The organism is Cytobacillus sp. ABV4_503 (assembly GCF_056158445.1).
Genome location: NZ_JBSWTH010000001.1, coordinates 2,767,696 through 2,791,528 on the forward strand (window position 1 = coordinate 2,767,696; position 23,833 = coordinate 2,791,528).

The window sequence follows — 23,833 nt, forward strand, 5'->3', positions numbered from 1 at the left end:
CTGATTAACCAACAACGTTGGAGATTACTTCGATATTACCTTGAGTTGCTTTGGCATAAGGACAAACCTTATGAGCTTCCGCAACGACTTCTTCTGCCACGCTTCTTTCAACGCCATTTACAGTGATATCCATTGTAATGGCCAGCACATATCCTTCGTTCGCATCCTTGCCAAGCGTAACTTGTGAAGCAATATTTATACCGTCTGTTTTAATGTTCCTTTTCCTCAGGACAGTGCCCATCGCTCCCTGGAAGCATGCGGCAAACCCTGCAGCGAACAGCTGCTCCGGATTGGTTCCAGCTCCGTCCCCGCCTAATTCCTTTGGATATCTCAAGTCTACATTCAGATTGTTATCGTCAGATACCGCTTTCCCATCTCTTCCGCCTTGAACATTTACAGTAGCCGTGTATAATTTCTTTTCTATTTTCATCATTCTTAAAACTCCCCTTTTTATAATGGATTAGTTTTTTTTTGCTTCAATATTTCCACAAGTAGCTTTTGCATTAAGGGCGAACTTTATGAGCCCTGCAATGACTTTTTCTGCAACGCTAGTCTTTGCCCTTCTCTTTCGTCTTGAAGGATCACTGTTCCTTTACTTACTAGAAGGTAAGTTACCCTTAAAAAAGACAATCATTAAAGACAAGGAACTGTGAAGATATTATTTTTCAGTTGCAACATTCCCCATTGCAATTGAAATTCTATTCCAGCTGTTGATTTGATTGATGAGTAAAACAAGGTCAATATATTGTTTCTCATCATAATGTTCACGTACTCGCTGATAAAGCTCATCTGGCACTCGTTTCTCCGGGATTAAAGTTATGTGCTCAGTTAATTCAAGAGCTGCTTTTTCTGCTTCGGTGTAAAATGTGCACTCTCTCCATGCACTGATGCAATATAAACGCTGTTCCGTTTCTCCCATTTTTCTCGCATCAGCTGTATGCATGTTAATGCAATAGGCACAGCCATTTATTTGTGAAGCCCGAATTTTTATAAGTTCACGAAGTTTACGGTCTAAACCTGTTGTTTTCGTATACTTCTCCATTTCCATCATTATTTTCATTGCCTCTGGTGCTAAATTGTAATAATCAATTCGTTGTTCCAATATCAATTCCTCCTTATAAGCTGATTCAACAAATAATTGAACCGCATTTTGAAATTTCAATTGTGGATAGCATCAATCAGCGATTGATATTATCTATAATAAATTGTACACTTTATTATGTCAAACAACTTTTCATGTTAATTGATTCCAACTGACCCTGTTTGACAAAGAACTTAAAAATTCTTAAGATAAATGAATCTCATTTATGAAGAGGTGTTCGTAATGCAATATAGTATTGGGGTTGAATATGCACTTCACTGCCTTGTATATTTAATTGATAATGAAGAGGATTCTTCCATTGGCATAAAGGAACTCTCCACTTTCCAAGGGATTTCCGAAACATATCTTTCAAAGATTTTCAGTAAATTATCAAAAAAAGGTATAGTCAGTTCAGTTCCTGGAGTTAAGGGCGGTTATAAACTCGCTAAATCTCCAGAAGAAATATCTTTTTGGGATGTAATTGAAGCAGTTGAAGGTCCCAAGCCGATTTTTCAATGCAAAAACATTAAAGATAATGGTTACTTGTATAGAGAAAATATCTGCTCTTCGGCTCCCTCCTCTTGCACCATCAATTTAGTTATGCTCTCAGCCGAAGAAAAAATGCGTGATTTTTTGCGCAGTAAAACAATTTCATGGCTAAATGAAGAGCTTGATCGTGTCTTGCCAAATCAAGTACGTGAAAATACCCGGAAATATTTTTCCAAGAACAGCCTATAATACCAACCTCTCCTGAAATTCCTTGATTTTGAAGCTTGTGAGGTGCAAAACGCTAGTTCTCAAGTGAATTCACAACTAATATCACAATAAATTATCATACAAAAACGCAAGCCAAATACCGGGCTTGCGTTTTTTACATTTAATTTCAGTTTTTGTTCGTATTATGAAACAACCTCAAATTTCAAGGTGTTCCGCTTTACTATGATATATTCACCTGTTGATTTATTCATTACCTGGGACACTTCTTTTGTATGTGTTATCTCAAACCAATCATTTTGTATATCCACCAATAATTTTATTTCAACATCACTTTCTCCATATTTTAAACCACTATAATATAATTTTGTCATCGTTATGATTCCTTTCTTAATGATTAATATATGTCTTTGTTTTCTATATTTTATACTATGTTTACTTCTTTTTGGAAAATTATCTTGTTTTTGCTTTTTTGAATCACAATGCGCTAATTACAACCAATTCACACCCTCAATTAATCGATTCTAGTGATTTTCCCAATCCTGTCACACTCCAGTGCAAACCAGATGGTCTTCCCATCGCTGCTTGAAATCCCATGCGGTTCAGCATTTGGAGTTTCAATCGGATACTCCTCAATCATCCCGTTGTCTGTAATTCTTCCAATCTTATTTGCTCCCCACTCCGTGAACCATAAATCGTTTCCTGCCCCTGCTGTGATGGCATGCGGGCGGGCGTTCGCAGTTGGAATTTCAAATTCTGTGATATCTCCAGAAGGGCTGATTCGGCCTATTTTATTGCCGATAATCTCCACAAACCAAAGTGCACCATCGTTTCCTTTCGTAATTCCAACCGGCCCAGAAGCAGGTGTTGGAACTTTAAACTCTGTCACTTCTCCATTTTCCGTAATTCTTCCGATGGCATTATTTTGGTTTTCTGTGAACCATAGGGCATCATCAGATCCCAGCGTTATAAATGATGGATACGAACCTTGAACAGGAAGATTGTATTCGTGGATAGAATCATCATCCTTAATCCGTCCAATACGGTTTCCATTCATTTCGGTAAACCAGATATCTCCATTCCGCCCTTCAGTAATCCCATAGGGTGCTGAATCAGGATTGGGCAAGGGATATTCTTGAATAGTACCTTCCTTCGTCATTCTCCCAATGCTGTTGGCTGCATTCTCGGTAAACCAGACTTCACCTTTTGATGACACCATTACACACATGACTTTTGCGTTCGCTGTCGGCAGCGGGTACTCGGTCATTTCCCCATCCAATCCGATGCAGCTTATTTTATTGGCTTTATGCTGCGTAAACCAGACCTCTCCCTTGTCTGAAACAGCGATTCCATATGGGCCTGTATCTTTACTGGCAAGATTTATTTCCTGTAATTTAAATTCCATACTGTTCCCTCCGAACACCAAAATTTCACCCAAACAAAAAGCCTCCTATCTCGACTTTCCGAGACAGGAGGCATGCAGCACATAAATAGACTTAAATAGGCTTTTCGATTAATTCAGCCTTTTTTCAAGTCAAAAAGCACACCACATTAATCCTATCTCAGAAAACAATCGATAAATAAGCCCATTCCAACACATTTCAGAACTGAACCTGAGGCTATAATATCGATTTTCTCTAAAGCCAGGATTATAGGATCATGTGCTTTTCTTCACCCTTTCGACTATTGGATGTATTAACTGTAAGATATTTAAAGACTGAAGTCAATTGATGCTTGGTCAATAATGGAATTTCTTTGCCATAGAAAGTCGAATAGGACAGAATATTAGGAAATATCCCAGCTGCCTTCTTTTGAGGCACAATTTAATTATATAATAGGTTTCGTACTATATAGAAAGGTTGAGACATCATGAAAAAGGTTCTTTCAAATTACAAATTAACCATCTTCCTGCTTCTCTCCATCCTGATCGGCGGAATAGCCGGAGTGGTTTTTGGCCCGAAGACAGCGGTTGTGAAGCCGTTTGGGGATTTATTCTTAAATTTATTGTTTATGATCATTGTGCCGCTCGTCTTTTTTAGCATCGCTTCGAGCCTTGCGAATATGGGCGGAATGAAAAGGCTTGGGAAAATCATGGCCGGAATTTTCACCGTCTTTTTCATTACGGCTGTTATTTCCGCTATCCTGGGCTTCATAGGGATTTCCATGGTGGATCCGCTGAAAAACACGGATATCTCTGCCATTAAAAGCATTATGACGGAGTCGGCCATCGATCCTGAGGCAGAAGAAGTCACTTTCCTGGGGCAGCTGGTCCAGGCGTTCACAGTGCCTGATTTCCAGATGCTGTTCTCGAAAAATAACATGCTTCAGCTGATTGTGTTCTCGATTTTATTCGGACTGGCAACTGCGATGTCAGGGGAAAAAGGCAAGCCGATTGCGAATCTTCTTTCTTCTGGTTCCGCTGTCATGATGAAGATTGTTGGATTTGTGATGTACTATGCGCCAATTGGCCTTGGCTGTTATTTTGCGACCATCATAGGTGAACTTGGCCCGCAGATTCTTGGCGGATATGCACGTGTGTTTGTCCTTTATCTTGTCTTAACGCTTATTTACTTCTTTGGTTTCTTTACGCTGTATGCCTTTGCGGCTGGCGGTAAGGATGGCGTCAGGGTGTTCTGGAAAAATGCCATCACACCTTCTGTCAGTGCGATTGCCACATGCTCGAGTGCAGCATGTATTCCAATTAACCTTGCGGCTGTCAGAAAAATGGGTGTTCCGCAGGATATTGCCGAGACGATGATCCCTCTTGGGGCGAACACGCATAAAGATGGCTCTGTTCTTGGCGGAGTGTTTAAGATTGTTTTCCTGTTCAGCTTGTTTGGAAAAGACATGTCGAGCATGACAAGTATTCTGACCATACTGTCTGTTTCCTTCCTGGTTAGAGCTGTTATGGGGGCAATTCCAGGCGGCGGGATGATTGGGGAGATGCTGATTCTAAGCGTGTTTGGCTTCCCGCCTGAAGTGCTGCCGATTATCGCGGTTATCTCAACAATCATTGATGCACCGGCAACCCTTTTGAATTCAGCAGGCAACACGGTTTCGGCCATGATGGTCAGCCGGATTGTTGAAGGCAAGAATTGGCTGAAGGAATCCTTACTGGCGAAACAGGCCTAAAGAAATGACGTGTGGAATATCCACACGTCATTTTTTCTTGTTATATCCCTTATCTCCATAAGGCTCCAGCTCTTCCAGCCACTTTTCCTCCAGCTTTTCCAGAGCTTCCTTCTCGTTGAAATACGGATCATTTTTCTTTTTCAGCTTCTCCACAATGTTTATTTCAAATGCCTCTTTCCCGTACTGATTCCACTCGTCCTGCAGCTCCCGATTTGGCATGTAGCCGTTTGTTTCGAGTGAAAATCTTACTCCATTTAAGCTTTTTAAATTATTTGTGCTGCCAATGAAGAGTTTATTGTTCACGTTATTCTTTATTTGATAAACCCCTGCTTCAATAGGCGTTTCTTTAAACTGCTGCTTTAATTCTCTTTTGCGTTCCATGGTAATCCCCCGTTATTCTAATTTTTAAGCCAATACTCGCTTCCATCCAGCTTTCGGTCTAAAAAGCCATAGTCAATTAAATATCTCCTGATCAGAGCATAATCCTCATAAAAGTCCTTCAATGCCTGATTTAACTCTTTCTCTCCATATGTGTGCTCAGGCTGAAGCTGGCTGGCAATCTCCCTCAGCACGATCAGCCTTTGCTTCTCCTTTGTCGGAAACTTGACGAGAGGTTTATCAGTGCCTTCAGGGAAGTATTTTTTGAGAATCTTATCCTGTTCTTCTTCTGTAATGTTGTAGCGGTCATCCACCATTGTCGCTGTTTTATGAACAGGCAGGAACGCTGGTGCATACTCATCCTTTTCCTTCAGCAATTCCATGATTGCCAGGAAGGTCTTCGCCTGCCGTTCCTTTTCCTTTAAAGCAAAACGGTGATGGCGAATGGTCGAGGTACTCCCCATGTCCAGTTCTTTCTGAATGTCCTTATCGCTCTTTCCCTGATAAAAAAGCTGCAGAAGGCCTTTTTGATGATCGGTAAGCCCTGTAAGCTTCTTATCCATGGACAGCAAATAATCAAACACCGAGCTATGCGCAGTTTCGATATGGATGCGCATATACCGTTCTGCTTCGTAAAACCGATCTTTATATGGATAAACAATGCCTTTTTCAATCTTTTCCCCGCATAAGAGGCATGTAAATGAATCCTTTTCTACGATATAGCCCTGCTTTAGCTCCTCAAGAGAAGCGTCCCAGAATAGATTTGATAATTCCATTAGCCAAAACACATCCTAATCCTTTAAAAAATAAACAAATTATCACTTTGTTTGATTTATATTAAACATAATAAAATAAAGTTTGAATTTAGTCAAACACAAAACAAACATACCTTTAATATGTTTGTTTATTTTCAAACGATTTAAAAAAAAGGTTTGTGCATACAGTGATAACAAACTCAGACAAATAAAAAAAGACCTCCGGTTAAGAAGGTCTGGAATTTTACGAATCTGCTCATTTGCTCCAGGGATTTTAACTTCATCTTTTTTCAAAGTCCCTGTAATGTATGATCTCAGAAAGAATCTTACATCCATTTGCTTTCTCAAACTCCGTTCTGGCTTCATCCTTATTGTCATACTCAAACATTTTGACTTTGTCATGTAAAAAAAGTGTTAGAATCCACAAATCTTATACCTCCCTGGTTATAAAGATGCTTGAAGATTGAGCACAATCCGCAGAACCCTCTATAGTTTATGGGAATGAAGTTTTATGGGAGTGAGAGGATTGTGTTCATTTTAAAAACAGATTAAAAGCAACCGTAATCAGCCAGCCTAACGCAAAAGTAAGGGAAATATATGTACCGACATAAAGTAAAACCTCCGTCATGATTCCTCCCCCAATGATTTTGACTTGATTTTCTTTTTAGACGGGTGTATTCTCGCTGCTAAGGATTGTCAAATCGTATTAAACCTGAACGTGCTTAGCCGTTTTCATCTCCCTCCTTCTTAAAATAATGTCATTATATCAAGTGATTTTTAAAAATATGTCGAACAATTGGTTCTTCACCGATTTGTAAATAGAGTGTTAACTTCCTTTAATAAATCTCATTTTTGTATTCTAACTGACAAATAGTTGTCTATTTTTTCCGATGACAATAAGAACGGATTAATTGATTAACGAAACAGAAAAAAGCCTATTTCCACATAGGCTTTTTGATCATTGTTTCTTGCCATTCATCCATCCGTGAAAAGCAGAGATCAATCCAATAAATAAACTGTATCCCACAAAGGTATAAAGATGATGCCAGTTTTCTGCATGGACAAACAGTCCTATATCCTCTGCCATTCTTTCCAGGGCTGCCATTGCTAAACTGATGGACAAAACAACCATCCCTTTTAGCCAGCCATTCAGGTTTTTCATGATTTTTAATAAAGGAATCATGAAGATCGGAAGGACTGCCAGGGTGAACAGAATATTGATTGAAAAGATGGCTGCGAATGGCCGGATCGGGAAGTAGTACATTCCCTTCCCGATAAAATAAAGATCTAAGTATGTGCCTAATAACGAAGCCAATAGCATGGCCGGCATATAGCTTCTAATTCCAGACGGCTTTTTTGGCAAGGGCTGCGAGCTCGAGCCTTTCAAGTGTTTTACAGTATGCATGCTGGATCTCCCCATTGATCATATCGTCTAACTCCAGAAAATACTCTAATACGTGAGAATCTCTAAACCAATCCCCTGATTCGGCTTCAGGCTGGATCACATTTTTCCAGGCCGTTTCAAGGCCTGGGCTATAAATCCTTCTTCCCCCCGGCCGCAGCTGGCATGATTTTAATTGAAACTGATATTGCTCGCCTGGCAGTCCTTCGTGGATATCATTGAAAATATGCGGCCAATAATCCTTCCTTGAACCGGTATGGGGGTGAGCATAAGCCCATTGTTCTGTTAGGGCAAGCTCTTCTTTGTCCTTAAACAGGACATCATACAGCTTTTTTCCTAATAGGATCCGTTCATGAAGCGATTCAAAATGATTCAATGTCTGGCCCTTCATATGGGTAATGCCATTCTTTTCATAAGGAAAAAGGATGTGATTCAAGGACAGCAGCTCCTGCAGCTTAAATTCAAGCTTTTGAAAAACCTCTTGTTTATATAGCGGATTTTGAATCACCCTTTTTTCTAAGTAGCTTTGTTCATTTATGACAAGGGCAATGGTGATAAGGTAAGGGTCGGGCTTCTTCCAAAAACAGCTCCAGACCGTTTCCATGAAGACGGAAATATTAAGGAACGGAAACAGGAAAAATAATGGCTTATTTCTTTTCAGGCTCTCCCGGTAAATCAAAAATTGCGGATAAGCATCCTGAAAAATGAGCCAATTCCCTCTTTCCAGAAAGGAAAAGAAGGAATGTTTTTCACTCTCCGGCATTAATAGGGACAGAATCTCTCCTTTTAAATCAGTCATATTCCAGCCGCCATTACGGGAAACCATATGTCCTAAAAACGCCCAGTGGATTTCCGGATGCTGCCGGTAGAAATCAAGATAGGCTTTTGTCCTGGTGACATTATTTAGATTCCAGCCCATTGTCTCCCGTTTAATATAACCGAGGATCCCCTTCTCCTCATCTGAAAGATGGATCGATTTTTGAGTTCCTGTCCTTTTCTTTAATTCTTCCTTTAACCAGCCCATCGGGGACTTCCTTTGTTTCTTTTGAAAAAAGATGAGCATCCCCTCCTCCATGAATTCTCTTTCAGCCATATGAATATGTATCTAAAGGATCCAATTTACTTGAGAGGAATGTGCATGAAATGACTGATACGATTTCCGGCATTAACGATCTCATCACCCTATTAAGAAAAGGCCAGTCTCCTGATGGTTCCTGGAATTATCCATTTGAAACCGGCATTTCAACAGATGCTTATATGATCATTTTATTAAGGACACTGGAGATACATGATGAAAAATTAATACAGGGGCTGGCAGCGAGGATCATAGGCAAGCAAGAGGAAAATGGCGCCTGGAAGATTTTCGAGGATGAAAAGGATGGAAATGCCACCTCCACTCTGGAGGCTTATTACGGGCTTCTTTATTCCGGCTATGTTCAGAAGGAAGATCCCAGGATGAAAGCTGCCAGGAAATTTATACGGGAGCATGGCGGAATGGAAAGCGTAAATGTTTTTACAAAAATTATGCTTTCCACTACGGGACAATATCCATGGCCAGAATCCTTTCCGGTTCCCGTTGAGATTATGCTGCTCCCATTATCCTTTCCTTTAAACTTTTATCAATTTTCCGTGTACGGGCGTGTGAATTTAGCTCCGATTTTGATTCTGGCAGAAACAAAGTTCAGCATCAAAACGAAAAGCAGCCCTGACCTTTCAGATCTGCTATTAACAAGGTCAGGAGCAGTTTCATGGGAAATCCAGCCAGAATACCGGTCATTATTATCATTCATCAAAGAAGGAGTTGAAGATCTTTTAGGACTGTCTGAACAGTTTCACTCATTGGCTATGGACCGGGCCAAAAAATATATGCTCGAGCGGATTGAACCGGATGGAACATTCTATAGTTATTTCAGCTCAACTTTTTTAATGATTTTTGCGCTCCTGTCTCTTGGCTATGCCAAGGATCATCCAATTATAAAGAAGGCGGTCGCAGGACTAAAATCGCTCAGGACTGATATCGACGGTCTTCCCCATATGCAATATGCTAACGCCAGCGTCTGGAATACTTCGCTTATAAATACCACTCTCCAATTAGCCGGCCTTTCGCCAAAGGATCCTGCTGTAAAGAGAGCAAACACCTATCTGCTGAAGCGGCAGCATGATCAGTTTGGGGATTGGGTCATTCATAATCCGATTGCTTTGCCGGGCGGATGGGGCTTTTCCGACGTAAACACCCGCAATCCCGATATTGACGATACAACTGCTTCGTTAAGAGCGATCGCCAGAAGTGTGGAGGATGATTCAGTCAATCAGGAAGCCTGGGATCGGGGCATTCAGTGGCTATTATCCATGCAGAATGAGGATGGCGGCTGGCCATCTTTTGAGAGGAACACCGAGAATCCATGGCTCGGCTTCCTGACAATTGAAAAGGGTGAATATATGTTTGGAGACCCTTCCTCTGCTGACCTGACAGGGAGGACTTTGGAGTTTTTGGGGAACTATACAAATCTGCCAGCTGCTGACCCCATATATAAAAACGCGGTTAACTGGCTGTTGGACCATCAGGAAGAAGATGGCTCCTGGTATGGCAGATGGGGCATTTGCTATATTTATGGCACGTGGTCAGCCGTAACCGGGCTTTGCGCGGCAGGGCTTTCAAAAGACCATCCTGCTATCCGAAAGGCCGCTGATTGGCTGAAGGAAATTCAAAACCAGGATGGCGGCTGGGGGGAATCCTGTTTGAGCGACAGCGAAAAATCATATGTTCCTTTGAATGCGAGTACCTTAACAGACACGGCATGGGCACTGGATGCCTTAATTGCAGCCGAGGACCAGCCGACAGAAGCAATTCAAAAAGGAATTCATTACCTGATCCATTCAATCAATAAAGAGGATTGGACGACAGCCTATCCAAAAGGGCAGGCTATGGCAGGAAGCTTTTACATCCATTATCATAGCTATCGGTACATTTTCCCCCTTATGGCTTTGGCTCATTATCATAGGAAGTATGGTCAATGATAAGAGGTTGCAATTCCTGTGAAATCTGAATAACTTCATTTAAAACCTTCCTACAAATAAAAAACACTATCCTTTCCATGGTATTACAGAAAGAATAGCGTTTTTTGGTTAATGGGGTAATGATTTGTACACCGCTTGAAGGGCATGTTATAGGACACTCTTTAGAAATTGAATTTTTCCACCAGTTATTACTGGGCTTTCTGCAGGGGAACCGACTTGGCTTGTCCTTTTGCTTCTTTTCTCTCCCTGGACAATGATTTATAGAGCGATATGCTAATAATGCCCAATATGATCGTAAAAGGAAGAGCGGAGACCAAGGAAGCAGTTTGCAGCCCTTTTAATCCGCTGCTGGCAATTAACACGGCAGTAATCCCGGCCATTAATACTCCCCAGATCACTTTTACCATGTTGGATGGATTCAAATCCCCATCTGATGTCATCATGCCCAGAACGAAGACCGCTGAATCCGCCGAAGTTACAAGGAAAATGACGATTAGGACCAGCATGATCACTGATAACAATGTGTATAATGGAAACTCCTTTAACAGAACGAAAATGGCAGTTGTCACATCTTGCGAAACAGCTTCGGATATGGCGGTACCCTGGAATAAATCCATGTATAATCCCGTTCCTCCGAAAATGGCCATCCATACAAACCCAATAGCTGGAGGGACAACCATTACACCTATTACAAATTCCCTTATCGTTCTCCCCTTTGAAATCCGGGCAACAAAAGAACCGACGAAAGGAGACCAGGCAATCACCCATGCCCAATAAAAAACTGTCCAATCCTGAACCCACGTTTCACCTGTGTATGGGGTCAAATAGAAGCTCATTTCCATAAAATGCTGGATATAATCGCCGATGGCAAGGACGAAGCTTTCAAATATGAATACGGTGGGGCCCCTGAACAGGAAAAACACCATTAAAGCAAGGACCAGGATCATGTTGGTATTACTCAAAATCTTAATCCCTTTATCAATACCGGTTGTAGCTGAAACAAGATAAAGGGCAAGCATGATGCCAACAATGCCGATTTGCACCCAAGGGTTGTTTGGAACTGAGAAGACATAGTTCAAGCCGCCATTAATTTGCAGGACACCCATTCCCATCGAGGTGGCAATTCCCGTTACCGTTGCAATGACAGCCAGTATATTAACTGCTGACTTCAGCCTTTTTCTTTTTTCGGGGTGATTTGCGCTTAATACTTCGCCTACAAGAACCCTCCTTTTATGACGGTATTGATAATAAGCAAGAGCCAGTCCGACAATGGCAAAGACTGACCATTGATGAATGCCCCAGTTAAAAAAGGAATATCGCATGGCTACCCGTGCAGCTTCTGCTGAATGCGGCTCTACTCCAGGAAGCGGTGGAGAAGAAAAGTGAGACAGCGGTTCTGCTACACCCCAGAAGACAATTCCTACCCCGAAACCTGCGCTGAACAGCATACTGATCCAGGCAAATAAGGAATATTCGGCTTTTTCTCCATCCCGGCCGAGTTTTATGTTTCCATATTTACTAAAAGCAAGGTATAAACAGAAGAAAACAAAAAGAGCTACACTGAGTAAATAAAGCCATCCAAATGATTTACTTGTAAAGTTAAAAACAATAGAGGCATTTTTAGCAAGACTATCAGGTGAAAAGGCTCCCCAAATGGTAAATAGTCCAACGATTATGGCTGAGATTTTAAAGACTGGATTGTTATATGAAGCGCGGTCCCGGTTTTTCTTCAAAATAAAATCCTCCTTATTAAATCTTTCTTTTATATGGCTCTATCAAAGCATTGATTTAGCACCTGTGTGCCTGATGGAAGTTTGATAGGTTTTTTTAATATAAAGCCTGTCTGCATTTCATAGGTATATGAATGTTGTTGAATGACATAAATTATGACTTCAGCTATCTAAAAGGAAAGGAAGACCCTCCGGAGCAGCCGGATTGTTCTTCCTCATACGATATTCAGGCAGCTTGATGGCTGTCTGGCAGTATTAAATTAAAAATTTCTAATAGTTCGATAATTTAAAGCAGACTACTTTCGGTTCTGTCATCTCCTGAATGGAGAATTTGATTCCTTCCCTGCCTAACCCTGAATTTTTCACACCGCCAAATGGCATCGCATCAATGCGGTAGTCACTGCTGTCATTGATCATTATTCCGCCTACATCCATTTTGGCAATGGCCTTATGTGCTTTTTCGATATCCCTGGTAAATATTCCGGCCTGCAAGCCATAATTTATGTCATTCGATTTACTGATTGCTTCATCAAGACAAGATACTTGGTGCAAAAGTACAACCGGACCAAAAATTTCTTCTTTCGCAATGGTGCAATCTTCCGGAACATTTTCGAGAACAGTAGGAGAGTAAAAAGACCCATTCCTTTTCCCGCCTGTTAATACGGCTGCTCCTTTTTGTTTCGCTTCATTAACCATGTTTTCAACCCGGACAGCCTCTTTTTCCGTAATAAGCGGCCCCATATCCGTCAGTTCTGATTGCTTATCCCCTACGCAGTATTGATTTGTCCTGGCAACGAATGCCTGTTGAAATGCCTCATAAACGGAATTCTGGATGTACACTCTTTGGACACCGAGGCAATTTTGCCCTGCTGCCCAAAATGCCCCGGAAACTGTTGATTCAACAGCCTCTTCTAAATCAGCATCCTCCAGCACAATGACAGGAGAATTGGACCCCAGCTCCATACTTATCTTTTTCAATCCCGCTTTCCGGGTAATTTGTTCCCCGGCGTCCAGGCCTCCAGTAAAAGTAATCATTCGCACAGCAGGATGGGTAACAAGAACATCCCCAATTTCGCTTCCATAACCAGTGATGACCGATAACACTTTAGGCGGCAATCCGGCCTTTTCAAAGGCTTCAGCGATTAAAAGGGCGCTGAGTGGTGTCACAGTAGCGGGCTTTACGATAATGGCATTCCCGGAAGCAATGGCAGGACCCACTTTATGCGCTACCAGATTTAATGGATCGTTAAAAGGTGTAATGGCTCCTATAATACCAATCGGGAAACGGCGGTAGTATCCCAGGCGGTTTTCACTCCCGGGCATTTGGTCAAACGGAATGGTTTCTCCATGAATTCTTCTTGCTTCTTCTGCACTGATCCGGAAGGTCTGAATGGCTCTTTCCACTTCCTTTGAAGCTTCCCGAATGGTTTTGCTTCCTTCCCTTGCAATCGTTCTGGCGTATTTTTCTTTTCTGGCTTCAATGTAGTCTGCAGCCCGATTAATAATCGCCATTCGCTGATGAACAGGCAGGGAAGCGGCAATCTTCGCTCCCTTTTTCGCTTCTTCAATACAATTCAGCATATCTTCCTTCGAAGCTGCCGGTACAGTATCAATGATGCTGTTATCCTGCGGATCACGAACTTCAATTAATCTTTCGCCTGTCGTCCATTCGCCTGCGAGAAACATATTTTGTCCGGTTAATTGAGTGGTCATGCTTATTACCGCCTTTCCGTTTTAGATTGAAACAAGCTGCCTTTGTCGATGAATGGAGATTAAGTCAATCAGGAGGGAGAATCCGGTTTCTATTTTCCCAGCTCCTGCTCCGCTTAAAGTGACTGTGCCCAATAAATCGCATTGATACGTAATGGCATTGACAGCTCCTCCAATGGAAGCTAAAGGATCTGTATCATCCAGCTTCTCAGGAGCGATCGAGGCAATCACCTTACCGTTTTCTTTTTTGGCTTTTGCAATGAGCTTCCAGGTCTTCCCTTCTGCCTTCGCCTTTTCAATATCGTTCAGCGTGATGCCTGTAATGCCCTGGCATTCCACTTCCTCGACTGATAAAGGAGCATTCATGACATGGTTGGAAAGAATGACAATCTTATATCTGGCATCATAGCCCTCTACATCACTTACAGGATCTGCCTCCGCATAGCCGAGCTCCTGGGCCTCTTTTAATGCCGCTTCATACGAAACGCCCTCCTCCTCCATTTTGGTCAGGATGTAGTTGGTTGTTCCGTTCAATATGCCGCGTATTTCCGTAATCTCATTCCCGGCCAGAGTAGCTGCCGGCATTCGTAATGCTGGTGTGCCACTCATAACTGTGCCCTCAAATCCCCATTGGACATTATGTTTTTGTGCCAGCCGGGACAGCTCCTGGTACGCAAGAGCAACAGGACCTTTATTGGTCATCACCACATTTTTTCCTTTTTCAAAAGCAGCTTTGCAATGATCTATGGCAGGCTGCCCGGTTTTGACATCTGTATAGGAAACCTCTACAACCGTATCTGCATTGGTTTCCCGGATTGTTCGGATGCTGTCCCATTCCCTGATCAGCCCCGGTGTTTCCGGATAATTTTCCAAACTCCCGGTTTCCTGCACTACTTGCAAAACGGTATCGATATCCAGGCCGCCCGGATGGTAGATCGACCCTTTCATCAAATCGGAAATAGCCACAATTTCAGCTTCAAATCCTTCGTTCTGTTTCAGGGACTGCTTTTTATCACGGAGAATCTCCGCCAAGCCCTGGCCAACAACCCCAAATCCTATAAACGCCAACTTATGTGCCAAGCATCTCCACCTCCAAATTCTTGTCTCTTTGTACCTGCGGTCTCTTTTTTAAATACGTGCCCGCTGTTTGTGCCAAAATGGCTGTTCCGATCGGCAAACAGGCTTCATCCAAATCAAAAATTGGGGTATGAAGATCGCGCTGCTCTCCCTCTCTTGGTGCACAACCTAGGAAAAACATCGATCCCGGTATTTTTTCAGTCACATAGCCAAAATCTTCCCCGCCAAGTCCAAATGGGCGCCTTGTAATTCCCATGCCTGGATATGTCTGTTTAATGGCGTCCGTTATCCATTCATTGACGGCAGGATGATTTTTCAAAGCCGGCTCCCCTCTTTGGATGCTCAGAGAAAAAGTTCCCCCCAGATGCCCCACAATAGAAAGCGCTTTCTTTATTTCAGATGCCAATAACTCACGGATTTCCGGTGTATAGCTCCGAATAGTGCCCTGAATAACTGCCTCAGTCGGAATGATGTTGCTTGCTGTACCTGCATGGATTTTGCCTATGCTGATTACAGCAGCATCCAGCGCTGAGACTCTCCTTGCCGTAATTCCATACAGTGCCTGCATAACCGGCCCAAGCATCCATATAGGGTCTGTGCCAAGCTCCGGGTAAGCTCCATGGCCGCCGGAGCCATGAATTTTCACTTCAAATACATCTACATTAGCCATGCTGTAGCCATCGCTGATTTGAACTTCCCCGACGGGTAGCCACGGGCAGACATGAAGGGCAAGGGCCGCGTCAGCCTGGTCATAAGCCCCTGCTCCGATCATGTAAGGCGACCCGGAAAGTCCATTTTCGTCAGTACTCTCCTCTGCCGGCTGGAAAATGAACTTAACCGTTCCTTTCAATTCGCCCTTTTTAAATTGGTCAGAAAGAATGGAAGCTGCTCCGAGTAGAATGGAGGTGTGTGCATCATGGCCGCACGCATGCATCACACCCTCCGTATTGGACGAATAGCCTGTTCTATTTTCCTCCATAATCGGCAAGGCATCCATATCAGCCCTCAGGGCAATGACTGGTCCATCACCCGAGGTCAAAGTGCCGACCACTCCTGTTTCAAGACCAACTCCTGTTTCTACTTCGATTCCGCCTATTTCCTTTAGCACCTCCGCAACAAAGCGGGAGGTCCCGAACTCTTGAAAGCTGAGTTCGGGATGCTGATGAAGATGACGGCGCCATTCTACGAGACGTCCAGCCAGATTATTCGCTTGCTTAACGATAGGATGATGTTCTGACATCCTCTCTCACCTCGATCGGAACTAGTAATCTACTTTACTTGCAAAACACTTTCTGCATGGCTGAATGCCTGCTCAAAGTCTGCAATGATATCCTCAATTTCTTCAATACCGCAGGAGACGCGGATTAATCCTTCCGGAATGCCGACAGCAGCCCGCTCCTCAGGAGTACATTCCACATGGCTGGTTGTTCGGGCCGGCCCTACTGTTGTTTCAACAGCGCCTAAGTTGGCAGCGCGGTTGGCGAATTGCAATTTTGGCAGCAGGTCACGGACAGTATCGACTCCGCCTTTAACAGCAAAGCTGAGCATCCCGCCAAAATCCTTCATTTGCTTTTTGGCAATATGATGGTTTGGATGTGTTTCCAACCCTGGATAATAAACCGATTCCACCATATCTTTTGTCTGCAGGTATTTGGCAAGCGCCATCGCATTTTTACATTGCTGGCGGACACGAAGGTGAAGCGTTTTCATTCCGCGGATCATCAGGTAAGCTGCCATCGGATCCATTGTGGCACCGTTGATTTCACGATAATGATAGATTTTTTCTACTAAATCATGCGGACCGCATACGACTCCGCCAAGTGCATCGGCATGACCGCCGAGGAATTTTGTAGCACTGTGGATAACCAGATCCACACCAAGTTTAATAGGGTTCTGATTCATTGGCGTTGCAAACGTATTATCTACAATCACGATTGCACCGGCTTCGTGTCCTGCTTTTGCCATGCGTTCGATATCAGTGATCTTAACGGTTGGATTCGTCGGTGTTTCAAGGTAAAGAATTTTACACCCTTTGGCCACTTCCGCCTCGATCTGCTCATGATTACCCGTTTCACAAAGAACTACATCGATTTGCTGGCGCGGCAGGAATTCCGTGAAAATCTTATTTGTTCCGCCATAAGTGTCCTTCATGGATACAATGCGGTCTCCCGGCACCAGGAACGTCGATAATGTATTGCTGATGGCAGCCATGCCTGTCGAGAAGCTTGTTGCTGACTCGGCGCCTTCGAGGATTTTTACTTTATCCTCAAATGACTGTACCGTTGGATTTGTATTTCTTCCGTAAATATGGCCTTTTTTCTTTCCAATCGCTACATCATACCATTCATCCATATCATCATAGCCATATGCCACACTGAGTACGACCGGCACCTGGGTAGCTCCATGAACCAAATATTCCTTTTCCCCAGCCCACACTGCTTTTGTACCTGCCTGAACATTTTCTTTTACCATACGATCACTCCTTCTCAGTTTTTTAATGCCATTTTTTTGTTCTCAACAATCAATCCGATTTCCCGCTTGACCAATTCAGTGTATGCAAACAGGGCGATGACAGTATCCTGGACTCCTGTACCAGTTAAATCACAAACCGTAATCTCTTCGTCATTTACCCGCCCGCTCAGCTTTCCGGATGTTAATTGACCCAGTTCAATAACATGCGATTCATTCGTTAATATTCCTTTGTCAAGTGCGTGATGCAATTCTCCAAGCCTGGCACACTGTGCTTTTGTATCGCAGATAAGCTTATCCGCCCGGCCAAGGACTTCTGCTTCAAGCTCCTGCTTATGCTCAGCATCTGATCCCATTGCCGTGATATGAAGTCCGGGATGAAGCCATTCCGCTTTGATCACCGGTTCTTTTGCCGGAGTCGTCGTAATGACCGTATCACTATTACGGACTAAGGCTTCGGCATTCTCAGCCACTTGGACCTCAATCCCCAATTCGGCGGACATATCCACGGCATACTTTCTCGAACGATCCTCTGACCTGGAATAGACCAGGATTCTTTTAAAATCCCGTACGAGTTTTAGTGCCCTTACCTGGTACCTCGCTTGGCTTCCTGCTCCTATTACGCCTACTGTTTCAATGTTTTTACGGGAGAGATAGTTTGCAGCAATCGCTCCCGCCGCGGCTGTCCGTACCTCGGTCAAATAGCCGTTATCCAGCAGTATTGCCTGCGGGATGCCTGTTTGAGTGCTGATCAAGAGCATAAGTCCATTTCCGCTTGGAAGTCCCAGCTTATAATTATTGAAAAATCCGGAAGATACTTTGATTGCAAACATGTCTTCCCCTTTTACATAAGCGGTTTTGACATCCACTTCCCCATTTTGGTCGTGCAGGTCCACACGCATAATCGGCGGCATGACGGCTTCATCTACTGCAAGTTTCGTAAATCCTGCTTCCACAATAGCAATCGCTTCATTATTCAGCTGCACATACTGTTTAAGTTCCTGTTCTGTAAAAATTAGCATCCTTCCGCTTCACCTCCTAAATTTTTGAAAGTGATGCTTCTTTTATATATAAGTGCCTTGGGAGTTCTGCAAATGTTTCGCATCCATTTTCGGTTACCCTGAATGATTCACTTGCTTCGAAACCGTATTGATCAAGCCAGATACCCGGGATCAAATGGAATGTCATATTGGGCTGAAGGATGGTTTTATCTCCATTGCGGATGCTCGCTGTATGCTCACCCCAATCTGGAGGATAGTTCAGACCCATGGAATATCCAAGACGCGATTCCTTTATAATTCCGCTTTTTTCAATCGATTTTTTCCATGCTTCCTCAATTTCTTCGCAAGCAATCCCTGGCTTAATCATATCCAGACAAGCGTTCAAGCCTTCGACAACCACTTCCGAAAGTGCTTTGATTTCTTCGGAGGGCTGGCCGATATGAACGGTTCTGGCAAGTGGGGAATGGTAGCGCTTATAGCATCCGGCCAACTCCAGGATCACAAGCTCGCCTGAATTATAACGCCGGTCCGTCCAGGTTAAGTGCGGTGTGGAAGTTCTTTCTCCAGATGGGAGAAGAGGCATGATTGCCGGGTAATCCCCTCCGAATTCATCCGTGCCTGTTATTTGTGTATGAAAGATTTTCGCTGCCACATCACATTCCCGTACACCTTCATTCACCAGCTCAATTCCTGCTGCCATTGTTTTCTCCACAATTTTGGCTGCTCTCTTCATATACTCGATCTCTGTATCGGACTTTATAATGCGGACCCAGTTGACCAGCAGGGATGCATCCCGGAAACTAGCATTTGGAAGACCTTTTTTCAGCTGCTCATAGCATTTTGCAGTGAAATAATAGTTATCCATCTCAACACCAATGAAACGATTTTGCTGTCCGATTTGCTTTAAGATTTCTGCCACAAAATCCATTGGATGTTTGGTTTCAGATTGTACATAATCGTCAGGATAGGGAATGATATTTTCATGATAAAGCCATGTCGTTACCTTGGCTCCATTTGCATCCTGCCCCCTGCCAATCCAGATCGGCTGTTCCTCATCAATAATGATGACAAGCATTTGATGCACGTAGAAGGACCATCCGTCGTAACCGGATAAATAATTCATATTAGCGGGATCGGTAATAAGCAATACTTCAATCCCTTCTGCTGCCATTTTTTCTTTTGTTTTCAAGATTCTCTTTTTATACTCTGCTGTTCCAAATGACATGGTGGCGCTCCCTCCTACCAAACCGGTATATAATTTTCGGGTATTTAGTTTGTAGGTTCATTATAGTGTCAGGGTAAGAAATCTATCATCTGCAAAATTGTATGAAAATTCAAATTTTATTTTAGTCAAATTAGCGAAAAATTGAGAATTATATAGCTTTAAAGTCTTAATAAGAAATTTTCCTTAAATAGATTGATGGTCAAAAATGGATGCTGATTTAGCATTGTATTTGATTGGAGCGGATGGTTCGTGACTCTCCTGTCCAAGGGGTCCAACAGCTGCAGAGAGCCTGTGAAGGGCAGGGCCGAGGTTTGTGAAGTTTAAATGAAAAAAAACTGCGGAAAAATCCATAAAGGATTTTTGCCACAGTTCTCTTTTTTTCAATAAAATTAATCTTGACCTGCCATAACGGCATGTTCTCCTATTTTCCAAATCTTTATGCTCAGATCCAAAAGAAATAAATCATCCGGATCAATAAGGGATAAACCAGTCAAAGCTTCAATCTTCCTTAGCCGGTACAGCAGGGACTGCCGGTGAAGATTTAGCGATCTCGCTGTCTGACTTACATTTCCATGAAATTGATTATAGGCGATGAAAGTGCCGATCAAATCCATGTGCCGCTGCTCGTCATATTGTACAAGAGGCTCAATAGTTGACATAATGATTTCTTCCATCTCTTTATTGCCGGCCAAATTTAACAGCACTCTGTCCACTCTGGTTTGCTCATACATCATCCGCTGCCCGGGACCCTTTTTCCGCCGCCCGATGCTTAAAGCAGTGCCTGCATGACGGAAGCTTTCCCCAAATCCTAAAATTCCTTCAAACGCATTGCCGATGCCCCAGGATATGACAACTTCAGGAAGCAGATTTCCCAGGCGCCGTTCTACAAGATCAAGGAAATTTGTAGCGTTTTCATTTCCCTTTACCCCAGGAGTTTCCAGGAAGATGACAAGCTGTTCACCCTGATAGGTCATCAGCATGTCCTTTTTAAGAGACTGGGCGGCATAGTAGATTTCTTCTTCGATATATTGAATCATGCTTTCAAGCCAATGTTCATAGGAATCATAGTCCTGCTTGCGCTTTTGGAATAATAATTTCATATTTTCCGGATACCCGACAATACACACATATGGGAGTTTAAGATTATATCCCAGCAATTTTGCCCTTGTATCGGCTTGTTCAAGTGATAGGAATTCGCCCTTAGAAAGCTCATGGACAAAATCGCTGCGAAGGCGCATTTTTGTCTCTTCAATGGCATTTCTCCTTGAAAGCCAAAGAGCAATCGTAGTTGCAGCATGCTCTAACACGTTAACCCGAAAAAGTGTGAGAAAGGATTCGATTGATTCGGAACTAGGAACCAATACAAAAATATAGCCTTGTGGATTGTCGGCTACCTGGAGCACCGGAATTTGAAAAACGATCCGGTTTTCTATCTTTATCATTTGGAACTTTTGAAACATAGGGTCTCCTTTTAATAGAGTGTTTTCTGCCCTTGATGGAAGAATTCCTTGCAGGACATATGTTTTCCACTCCTTTATAAAGGATTGTGTGTGGATGCTTTTTTCCTGATGAGTGCCGGATCGGTCTGTAATGACGATCGGGTACCCAATATGCTTTTCAACGAATTTTGAGATTTCCTTCAGATCGGTGTCTTTTAGAATGAGCTTAAGAAGTTCCTGCTGAACCTTTTCTGATTTTTTACGCTCTTTATATTCGATGTCATTAATTTCTTTCATGACCGATTCGATAATACTGGAAAAACGGATTTCCCATGGAATCTCAATAATAATAAAATTATTCTTTTTGGCCAGTTCAATGACCTCAGTGGGAATATCAAAAATGTATCTTCCCAAAGCGACCATCAGAGCGGAAGCGTCGGAATCGATCACATCCTGAACAAACCTTTTGAAAGTTTCAGCATCCTCCCCGCAGCCAATCCCCGTCGTCAATACCGCTTCATTTTTTCGGACAAAGTTCTCCACTGGCATTTCGATGGCTGAAATCCATTGGATTTTCCTTTTTTCAGCATATTCCTTTCCGGTAACAATCTTGGCACTATTGAGAATCTTGTATTCCAGTACATCTTTAACTGTTAATCTCATGTTGGCTCCCCTCTGAACACCTTAAGATTAATAATATAGAAGACTTTTATTATAGGAAACCATATTCAGATAGCAACGTCCACTATTAATTTTACGCTTTTCCAGTTTATATTTTAGCAATATAACAATTTCAGTATATTTCCATATTAAAGGGAACGGATGGTGTACTATAGACAAAGCTTTAATCAAGCTTTCTTAAATGCGGAAGCCCTAACTAAGGAGAACTTCAGTGGCACTTATATTTATAGTCATCTTTCGATCACTCCTTCACCTGAATAAATCTAATACAATCAATTTCGGCAGTTATATCATTCATTCTCTTCATTACTGATAGCATAATCTTGAAGTATCCGATGAATGACAGAAAGATCCACATTTTGTCCGCTGATGATTACAGCAACGTCCCCCTCCTGCCGGGGAATTTTCCCGCCTAAAACCGCTGCAACTCCAGTAGCTGCTGCTCCCTCCATAATCATTCTGTGCTTATCTATCATAAAAGCCATGGTGTATGCAATCTCTTCTTCAGGAATCAGATAAGCGTTATCCATGTATCCTTGAACCATACGGAAGGTGTAGCTGTTATCCAGACCGATTCCGCCAAGCAAGCTGTCTGCAAGAGTCTCACTCTCTTCAAGCAATACCGGTTTCCCTTCTTTTAAACTCTCATACATTACAGCGGATTTTTCCATACAAACACCTGAAACCCTTATCCCTCTGTCATTTGATTTTAATGCGAGCCCAATCCCTGAAAGAAGCCCGCCGCCTGAAAGGGGGACAATCACATCTGTTACATTAGGAAGTTCCTCCAAAATTTCCAAACCAATCGTTCCCTGTCCGGCAATCACATGGGGATCATCGAACGGCTGGATCACAGTCAGCCCTTCCATCCTCTCCAACTCATAGCATCGTTCCCCGGCGGCATCCTGGCTGTCACCGCAGATTTCTATTTTGGCTCCCAGCCTTTTTAATGAATCGACCTTAGCTTTTGGGACACGGTTTGATAAGCATACAACTGCCTCAATTCCAAGCTTTTTTGCCACATACGCAACAGCCATACCATGGTTCCCTGTTGAATATGTAGCGATTCCCCGTTCTCTCGCTTCGGGACTTAAACTCAAAATTTTATTCGCTGCCCCTCTGACTTTAAAGGCGCCAATTTCATGAACATTCTCCAGTTTCAAAAAAACCCTCCGGCCCATTTTTTCAGACAGGATAGCCGATTGAATCAATGGTGTCTTATATACCAGGGAAGAAATTCGTTTCTTTGCTTCCCAAATATCGCGGATGGAAATATCTATTCTTTCCTTTACAGTTCTTGAATGCATCATGTTCCCCTCCTTAAAAGAGTTTCCTTGATCTAATAGTAGTTCGATATTTCAGAAAATTCAATTGTCCAAAGTGCCAATAAAAAGTGGGATTTTTTCATACAAAGTTTATAATACGATTGGAAATTATTTTATGGCCCTAAAGAAAACGATAACCCTCTTTTTTGCTCCTCATTGCTTCTCCTATACTCCCAAAGCCTGGTTTATCTCTGTAAGGTCCATCCTGGCCATATCCTGAGATTCTTATTAATATCAATCCTGGATTTATTTGGCATAAATCTTCATATCCCAGGCCCCATTTTTCTAATGTCCCTGGCCTGAAATTCTCTACGACGATGTCACATGACCTCACTAATTCCTTATAATTCCCTGGCCCTCTTCAGATTTTAAATTGATTGTGATGGACTTTTTATTGCGTGACTGAACCTTCCACCAAAGTGAGCTTCCTTTATAGATGTGTCTCCATTCTCTAATGGGATCTCCCCTTCCCGGCGGTTCAACTTTTATGACCTCTGCACCGAACTCAGCAAGCATTCTCGTTGTGAATGGTCCGGCTATTAACTGACCCATCTCTAACACCTTCAAACCTGATAACGGCTTTTCAAATTTCATTCTTTAACCTCCTTGTACCTGTTACACTTATTGCTTGCAAAAATTGTGCCAATTTAAAATAGCCAGGATAAATGACGATTTTTAAACTTGATCGCCTGATGG

The 23,833-nt window shown here is 42.7% G+C and carries 21 protein-coding genes and 1 pseudogene; 3 read left to right on the top strand and 19 right to left on the bottom strand.

The features are described from left to right. Positions 1 to 4: 4 nt before the first annotated feature. The gene (locus ACXAD1_RS13805; protein WP_474910354.1) at positions 5 to 433 is read right to left on the bottom strand and encodes an organic hydroperoxide resistance protein; all 429 of its coding nucleotides are present in this window, start codon (positions 431 to 433) and stop codon (positions 5 to 7) included. 225 nt (positions 434 to 658) lie between these two features. Continuing rightward, positions 659 to 1,102, bottom strand: coding sequence for a carboxymuconolactone decarboxylase family protein (locus ACXAD1_RS13810; protein WP_206844797.1), 444 nt, complete (start codon positions 1,100 to 1,102; stop codon positions 659 to 661). 222 nt (positions 1,103 to 1,324) lie between these two features. Between ACXAD1_RS13810 and ACXAD1_RS13815 the strand changes: the two genes are divergently transcribed. Next, positions 1,325 to 1,819, top strand: coding sequence for an RrF2 family transcriptional regulator (locus ACXAD1_RS13815; RefSeq protein ID WP_474910355.1), 495 nt, complete (start codon positions 1,325 to 1,327; stop codon positions 1,817 to 1,819). A gap of 161 nt (positions 1,820 to 1,980) precedes the next feature. Here ACXAD1_RS13815 and ACXAD1_RS13820 read toward each other — a convergent pair whose 3' ends face one another. Both ACXAD1_RS13820 and ACXAD1_RS13825 read right to left on the bottom strand, forming a co-directional pair. Continuing rightward, complete coding sequence (locus tag ACXAD1_RS13820; RefSeq protein ID WP_251267063.1) at positions 1,981 to 2,169, bottom strand: hypothetical protein; 189 nt, start codon at positions 2,167 to 2,169, stop codon at positions 1,981 to 1,983. A gap of 140 nt (positions 2,170 to 2,309) precedes the next feature. Continuing rightward, positions 2,310 to 3,200, bottom strand: coding sequence for a Vgb family protein (locus ACXAD1_RS13825; RefSeq protein WP_474910356.1), 891 nt, complete (start codon positions 3,198 to 3,200; stop codon positions 2,310 to 2,312). A 464-nt stretch (positions 3,201 to 3,664) separates the two neighbouring features. Between ACXAD1_RS13825 and ACXAD1_RS13830 the strand changes: the two genes are divergently transcribed. Further along, positions 3,665 to 4,927 carry a dicarboxylate/amino acid:cation symporter gene (locus tag ACXAD1_RS13830; RefSeq protein ID WP_474910357.1) on the top strand — a complete coding sequence of 421 codons (1,263 nt, stop codon included), beginning with the start codon at positions 3,665 to 3,667 and terminating at the stop codon, positions 4,925 to 4,927. 27 nt (positions 4,928 to 4,954) lie between these two features. Here ACXAD1_RS13830 and ACXAD1_RS13835 read toward each other — a convergent pair whose 3' ends face one another. From ACXAD1_RS13835 to ACXAD1_RS13855, 5 genes are all read right to left on the bottom strand, one after another. After that, positions 4,955 to 5,308 (bottom strand): GIY-YIG nuclease family protein, encoded by a 354-nt coding sequence (locus tag ACXAD1_RS13835; RefSeq protein WP_474910358.1) that lies wholly within the window; start codon positions 5,306 to 5,308, stop codon positions 4,955 to 4,957. Between the two features lie 17 nt (positions 5,309 to 5,325). Beyond that, positions 5,326 to 6,081 (bottom strand): DUF2087 domain-containing protein, encoded by a 756-nt coding sequence (locus ACXAD1_RS13840; RefSeq protein WP_474910359.1) that lies wholly within the window; start codon positions 6,079 to 6,081, stop codon positions 5,326 to 5,328. A 259-nt stretch (positions 6,082 to 6,340) separates the two neighbouring features. After that, entirely contained in the window at positions 6,341 to 6,487 is a 147-nt protein-coding gene (locus ACXAD1_RS13845) for a hypothetical protein (RefSeq protein WP_474910360.1), read from the bottom strand. 531 nt (positions 6,488 to 7,018) lie between these two features. Beyond that, entirely contained in the window at positions 7,019 to 7,465 is a 447-nt protein-coding gene (locus ACXAD1_RS13850) for a CBO0543 family protein (protein ID WP_474910361.1), read from the bottom strand. Next, complete coding sequence (locus ACXAD1_RS13855; protein WP_474910362.1) at positions 7,398 to 8,486, bottom strand: DUF2515 family protein; 1,089 nt, start codon at positions 8,484 to 8,486, stop codon at positions 7,398 to 7,400. Before ACXAD1_RS13855 ends, ACXAD1_RS13850 begins: the two co-directional genes overlap by 68 nt. A gap of 119 nt (positions 8,487 to 8,605) precedes the next feature. On the opposite strand from ACXAD1_RS13855, the gene ACXAD1_RS13860 reads away from it, so the two are divergent. Next, a complete protein-coding gene (locus ACXAD1_RS13860; protein WP_474910363.1) occupies positions 8,606 to 10,480 on the top strand; it encodes a terpene cyclase/mutase family protein in 1,875 nt (624 codons plus the stop codon). Positions 10,481 to 10,668: 188 nt separating this feature from the next. Here ACXAD1_RS13860 and ACXAD1_RS13865 read toward each other — a convergent pair whose 3' ends face one another. The 10 genes and pseudogenes from ACXAD1_RS13865 to ACXAD1_RS13910 form a co-directional block, all read right to left on the bottom strand. Then, positions 10,669 to 12,213: a BCCT family transporter gene (locus tag ACXAD1_RS13865; RefSeq protein ID WP_474910364.1), complete on the bottom strand. Its 1,545-nt coding sequence runs from the start codon at positions 12,211 to 12,213 to the stop codon at positions 10,669 to 10,671. Positions 12,214 to 12,480: 267 nt separating this feature from the next. After that, positions 12,481 to 13,923: an aldehyde dehydrogenase family protein gene (locus tag ACXAD1_RS13870; protein ID WP_474910365.1), complete on the bottom strand. Its 1,443-nt coding sequence runs from the start codon at positions 13,921 to 13,923 to the stop codon at positions 12,481 to 12,483. A 21-nt stretch (positions 13,924 to 13,944) separates the two neighbouring features. Beyond that, positions 13,945 to 15,000 (bottom strand): homoserine dehydrogenase, encoded by a 1,056-nt coding sequence (locus tag ACXAD1_RS13875; RefSeq protein WP_474910366.1) that lies wholly within the window; start codon positions 14,998 to 15,000, stop codon positions 13,945 to 13,947. Next, entirely contained in the window at positions 14,990 to 16,237 is a 1,248-nt protein-coding gene (locus tag ACXAD1_RS13880) for a M20 metallopeptidase family protein (protein ID WP_474910367.1), read from the bottom strand. The genes ACXAD1_RS13875 and ACXAD1_RS13880 overlap by 11 nt, the downstream gene beginning before the upstream one ends. A 29-nt stretch (positions 16,238 to 16,266) precedes the next feature. Beyond that, entirely contained in the window at positions 16,267 to 17,469 is a 1,203-nt protein-coding gene (locus tag ACXAD1_RS13885) for a cystathionine gamma-synthase family protein (RefSeq protein ID WP_159863011.1), read from the bottom strand. 14 nt (positions 17,470 to 17,483) lie between these two features. Then, positions 17,484 to 18,488 carry a cyclodeaminase gene (locus tag ACXAD1_RS13890; protein ID WP_474910368.1) on the bottom strand — a complete coding sequence of 335 codons (1,005 nt, stop codon included), beginning with the start codon at positions 18,486 to 18,488 and terminating at the stop codon, positions 17,484 to 17,486. Between the two features lie 16 nt (positions 18,489 to 18,504). Continuing rightward, entirely contained in the window at positions 18,505 to 19,692 is a 1,188-nt protein-coding gene (locus ACXAD1_RS13895) for a M24 family metallopeptidase (protein WP_206844773.1), read from the bottom strand. Between the two features lie 389 nt (positions 19,693 to 20,081). Then, positions 20,082 to 21,794 (bottom strand): PucR family transcriptional regulator, encoded by a 1,713-nt coding sequence (locus ACXAD1_RS13900; protein ID WP_370223954.1) that lies wholly within the window; start codon positions 21,792 to 21,794, stop codon positions 20,082 to 20,084. A gap of 308 nt (positions 21,795 to 22,102) precedes the next feature. Further along, positions 22,103 to 23,122: a hydroxyectoine utilization dehydratase EutB gene (gene eutB, locus ACXAD1_RS13905; RefSeq protein ID WP_370223956.1), complete on the bottom strand. Its 1,020-nt coding sequence runs from the start codon at positions 23,120 to 23,122 to the stop codon at positions 22,103 to 22,105. A 169-nt stretch (positions 23,123 to 23,291) separates the two neighbouring features. After that, a pseudogene (locus tag ACXAD1_RS13910) lies at positions 23,292 to 23,731 on the bottom strand (CaiB/BaiF CoA transferase family protein); the annotation flags it as partial. Between the last annotated feature and the right edge of the window lie 102 nt (positions 23,732 to 23,833).